The organism is Xenorhabdus bovienii (assembly GCF_024721015.1).
GTDB lineage: Bacteria > Pseudomonadota > Gammaproteobacteria > Enterobacterales > Enterobacteriaceae > Xenorhabdus > Xenorhabdus bovienii.
Genome location: NZ_JANAIF010000139.1, coordinates 1 through 3,772 on the forward strand (window position 1 = coordinate 1; position 3,772 = coordinate 3,772).

The 3,772-nt window shown below is 42.0% G+C and carries 6 protein-coding genes, 1 tRNA gene and 3 pseudogenes; 2 read left to right on the plus strand and 8 right to left on the minus strand.

What is annotated here, in order from left to right; all coding sequences use genetic code 11:
- Window positions 1–105, plus strand: a pseudogene (locus NXS07_RS18865) (IS30 family transposase); the annotation flags it as partial.
- Window positions 106–432: 327 nt separating this feature from the next.
- On the opposite strand, the pseudogene NXS07_RS18870 reads toward NXS07_RS18865, so the two are convergent.
- Window positions 433–855, minus strand: a pseudogene (locus NXS07_RS18870) (MT-A70 family methyltransferase); the annotation flags it as partial.
- Between the two features lie 157 nt (window positions 856–1,012).
- Window positions 1,013–1,087: transfer RNA gene (locus tag NXS07_RS18875), tRNA-Arg, on the minus strand.
- Window positions 1,088–1,280: 193 nt separating this feature from the next.
- On the opposite strand from NXS07_RS18875, the pseudogene NXS07_RS18880 reads away from it, so the two are divergent.
- A pseudogene (locus NXS07_RS18880) lies at window positions 1,281–1,811 on the plus strand (Arm DNA-binding domain-containing protein); the annotation flags it as partial.
- 281 nt (window positions 1,812–2,092) lie between these two features.
- Here the strand turns inward: NXS07_RS18880 and NXS07_RS18885 are convergent.
- The 6 genes from NXS07_RS18885 to NXS07_RS18910 all read right to left on the minus strand — a co-directional run bounded on the left by NXS07_RS18885 (window position 2,093) and on the right by NXS07_RS18910 (window position 3,724).
- On the minus strand, window positions 2,093–2,386 hold the full coding sequence (locus tag NXS07_RS18885) for a hypothetical protein (protein WP_038223609.1): 294 nt from the start codon (window positions 2,384–2,386) through the stop codon (window positions 2,093–2,095).
- Window positions 2,383–2,577 carry a phiTE_015 family protein gene (locus NXS07_RS18890; protein ID WP_038223610.1) on the minus strand — a complete coding sequence of 65 codons (195 nt, stop codon included), beginning with the start codon at window positions 2,575–2,577 and terminating at the stop codon, window positions 2,383–2,385. Before NXS07_RS18890 ends, NXS07_RS18885 begins: the two co-directional genes overlap by 4 nt.
- A complete protein-coding gene (locus tag NXS07_RS18895; RefSeq protein ID WP_258087396.1) occupies window positions 2,570–2,740 on the minus strand; it encodes a hypothetical protein in 171 nt (56 codons plus the stop codon). The genes NXS07_RS18890 and NXS07_RS18895 overlap by 8 nt, the downstream gene beginning before the upstream one ends.
- Window positions 2,730–3,008 (minus strand): hypothetical protein, encoded by a 279-nt coding sequence (locus NXS07_RS18900; protein WP_038223612.1) that lies wholly within the window; start codon window positions 3,006–3,008, stop codon window positions 2,730–2,732. The genes NXS07_RS18895 and NXS07_RS18900 overlap by 11 nt, the downstream gene beginning before the upstream one ends.
- Window positions 3,009–3,095: 87 nt before the next feature.
- Complete coding sequence (locus NXS07_RS18905) at window positions 3,096–3,293, minus strand: hypothetical protein (protein ID WP_038223614.1); 198 nt, start codon at window positions 3,291–3,293, stop codon at window positions 3,096–3,098.
- Window positions 3,293–3,724 carry a zinc-finger-containing protein gene (locus tag NXS07_RS18910; protein WP_051863035.1) on the minus strand — a complete coding sequence of 144 codons (432 nt, stop codon included), beginning with the start codon at window positions 3,722–3,724 and terminating at the stop codon, window positions 3,293–3,295. Before NXS07_RS18910 ends, NXS07_RS18905 begins: the two co-directional genes overlap by 1 nt.
- Between the last annotated feature and the right edge of the window lie 48 nt (window positions 3,725–3,772).

Sequence of the window (3,772 nt, forward strand, 5' to 3'; positions counted from 1 at the left end):
CGATTAAATAATCGCCCTCGTAAAACACGAGATTACAAAACACCGAATGAGTTATTTAAAGGAATACCCACTCATTTGCTTCGTTCATTACGGTGTTGCGCTTAATATGTGAATCCAAGTATTTTTATTATATCTAGAAATTGAAAGTAATGTCATTTTTTTGTAAAAAATAAATTTTAAACTCATTTAATTATATAGGCTATTGGTTTTTTTTAATATTTTTAAAGCGAGATGTGTTGTGCTTTAATAAATTTGGACACTTTGGTAAAGGAATAGAATGACTTTAACTAAGGTGTCTTTATGAAACGAAAATCACCCCAAAAATTTACCGATAACTTTAAAAGAGAAGCGGTCAATCTGGTTGTTGAACAGGGCTAGGCTGTATAGTTTTTCTTTTGGTTTGCCACCTGTCGTCTTCCGTTCTCGAATTCGTTAGTCATGGGTGATGAAGTTGACTCCGTTAATAAATTCGATATTGTTTACGGGTGATTCATTGCCATATAAATGCCAGCCGTCCATTGACTCACGGGCGAATAACTCAATGCGTGGTACGTCTCCATATAACTGTTCTAGCCTGTGGTGAACCTCCCTCGGTTTTTGCGAATGCTCACCCAGGCACGAATAAACAACCTGCTTCACACTGGCGGATTGCCGTTCCAGTCCATTGCCTCTGACTGCTATTAATACATCCTCGGTATTGCTGCGGGTATAATTGCCGCCGTTCATCCGTGTTTCGGTGTTGAGCAGGTTGATAAAATCCCAGCTATCGAGCAGCCTTCCTTCCTGAATGGCTTTGTCTATGCGATCCATTGCCAGCTTGTTCAGCTTCACCCATGTAAACAGCTTCATTGTCTTATCCTAACATAGGGTATTTGCCACTACCCCCGATAATACCCCCGTAATGGGGTTTATTCCAGTTTAGTTCGGTTTAGGCGGGTTTAGTATGATTGCTTGATATTCTGGGGTTTTAAGTGTGGTTGTTTAGGTGGGTTTAGGTAGGTTTAGTCATGTATGGCGTCCCCTGCAGGAATCGAACCTACAACTAGCCCTTAGGAGGGGCTCGTTATATCCATTTAACTAAGGGGACTTTTTACTACTCTGTTTCAATCTGTTGTGAGCTGTTTGTATCTTATCTCTTTCTTCCTGTTTTAATCAAGTTTTTTGCCTTTATTTGTTTCGCTTTGTTCCTACTCGTTTTTAGTTGTGGTCGGTTCGTTCACTTGCCATTGTGTACAGATTGAGTACATAATTACACTTCAACTTGTGTACAGGTTATAGCTATGGCATTGAGCGACACTAAACTACGTGGTATTCACGATAAACCCTACAAAGGGACGCCTGAGTTAACCGATGGTGACGGCTTAAGTGTCAGGATAACGCCGAACGGAACCATAACATTTCAGCATAGATATCGCTGGAATGGCAAGCCTGTTCGCCTTACTGTTGGTCGTTATCCTGAAATGTCGCTCAAGGACGCACGAATCGCAGTAGGTGAGATGCGCTCATTGTACACAAAGGGGCTTGATCCAAAAATGTATTTCTCTCATTCAGAAGGAGAAGCAACATTAAAAGATTGCCTTGATTACTGGTGGGATAAGTACGCATCCACTCTAAAACCTAATACTCAAATACTTTATAAGTCCGTCGTGTACAACACGATGTACACACAATTCTTGTGTACACCAGTAGCCAGCATACCCGTGTCATCTTGGGTTAAGTTTTTCGACAAGCAGGAAAAGGAAAACCCAAAAAAAGCGAGGGTACTTTTAACTCAAATGCGCTCAGTAGTTAACTGGTGCATAGGGAGGCAGTTTAGTGATTGTTGGCTGCTCCGTTGCTGGCTGAGTTATTATATTGCCATGGAGGATCAGCCAATATCAGGCTGTATTTTTGTTCCATCTCTCCGCCTATCCCGCTCATAATCCTCTCCGCACTCCCGACTACAGAATGCACCGTGTGTTGCTGGCTCAGTCTCACACCATCGGCACATTCCGTTGATGCTGGTTAATGGTGGTTTCCGGTTCTGGAGCGCATGGGATACCGTCAACTCAACGGCATCGTTAGCTGTGTCGATAATATCCATGATGGTTCTCTATTTGTTGGGGTGGCGGTAGAGGGGGAATATATCGTCAGCAATATCAGGATGCGATTCATTAAACCCAATCCATTCTGATACTATTACTGGTAGGGTTGTAGTATCCATAATACGAAACATACCAGTAATACGACCCCACGCCACAGGCTCCATATTTTCATATTTGGCCAGCCGTTTTAATATTGTAATATAGACATCTAAATCTAATATTATTGTACTGGCACCTTCCGATTTAAATTCCTCGGCTGATTCCAATGTTGTGTTTATTTTCTCAATCACATCTTTGCTCATTTTTGGCTCTCCTGTTTGATTATATTCTCCCGACTTGCGTTCCATGCTGCTTGGAATATTTCCCAGTAATTTTGAGCTGGCATATTCCAATATGTTCCATCGTCATATTTACCTAATGAGTCAATTGGATAATTGAACCCATCAACCATGAATTTCTCAAACGCTTCTCTGCATAAATCTGAATCAGTCATTATTATCACCTGATTTAATTTTCTTAACTGGATAATTGCATCCAATCATTTGATGAAATACCCACGAAGAAAAACGGCCTAAACCTATTCCGCTCCATTCTGATAAATTCCAAACCTGCAACCAAATCCATTGCCACAAATTAAAACGACGTTTATTTGTCATTACCATCACCTGTGTATTTTATTTTCCTAGTCAACACTCCCTCAATCAACGTGCGCATTTCCCAGCACCAATAGAACGATTCAACATAAACAGATAATTCTCCATAATCATGTTGTTTACGAGCAATGAATCGTTCCGCCGCTTCTCTGGTTAAATGAGTATTTATAGTTTTGTAATCGTACTTCCAGTAGAAAATATATGAGTCCTCTAATACAGACACGATGCATTTAGCTTTATCTATATCGTCTAAATTGTCTAAATCATCCAAAAATTCCTCTGTCGCATAATTAAATATTTTCTGTTTCTGTTCATCATCTAAATGAGCTAATGCGTTCTCTAGGGAATAATACGCTCCTCAATCGTAATATATTCCTACCTCGTCATCCTCAGAGCCAGTCAATCTAACCTTTTCTCTGACTGTAAATGATGGATGCGCCGTGCCGTGCCGATCAACACCTTCGCCTTTATGTTGATATTCGAGGCGTTTAACAAAATCAGCCCATGTTTCACGGGATAATTCGCCGCCATCTGCCAGTGATGTAAAATCAGTCATTATTTAAACCCCCTGCATATATTGGTTGCTTTCTCGCACACCTCGGCATTAAACCAGCCGAAATGACATTTATTGATACTAATCCCCAGCCTCCATGCCAGCCATCGGTACGCCTCCGTGCGTTCAAAATTCCCTCTCTTTCGCATCTCCTCAAATTCCTGTTTGCCGCTCCGCCTCGCTCTCCGTGTCGGTTCATCAGCCAGATATCCCAGTGGAATATCGGTTTCTGGATGCATACCGACACGAGCATCGCATGACCAGCAGACATAGAACCACGGCCATTTGTCGTCATGCCGGGTCTTCCCAAACACCTCCGTGTGATGGGCTATCTTTACGTGACTGCGGCAATGTCGGCATTGGGTGGGAACGGGGAGCGGGTCATTGACCCTCTGTGCTGCTTTAGGATTGGGGTTCCATGGGGTGAACTGCATGTTGTGTCCTCCCAGTCATTATTGTTTCCTGAGTAGATAGGAAAGATA

What these genes read in the sequence shown, in the direction of transcription:
- NXS07_RS18895 (WP_258087396.1), bottom strand. Translation starts at nt 2,740, where the DNA reads ATGACAAATAAACGTCGTTTTAATTTGTGGCAATGGATTTGGTTGCAG.
- NXS07_RS18910 (WP_051863035.1), bottom strand. Translation starts at nt 3,724, where the DNA reads ATGCAGTTCACCCCATGGAACCCCAATCCTAAAGCAGCACAGAGGGTC.
- NXS07_RS18905 (WP_038223614.1), bottom strand. Translation starts at nt 3,293, where the DNA reads ATGACTGATTTTACATCACTGGCAGATGGCGGCGAATTATCCCGTGAA.
- NXS07_RS18885 (WP_038223609.1), bottom strand. Translation starts at nt 2,386, where the DNA reads ATGAGCAAAGATGTGATTGAGAAAATAAACACAACATTGGAATCAGCC.
- NXS07_RS18890 (WP_038223610.1), bottom strand. Translation starts at nt 2,577, where the DNA reads ATGACTGATTCAGATTTATGCAGAGAAGCGTTTGAGAAATTCATGGTT.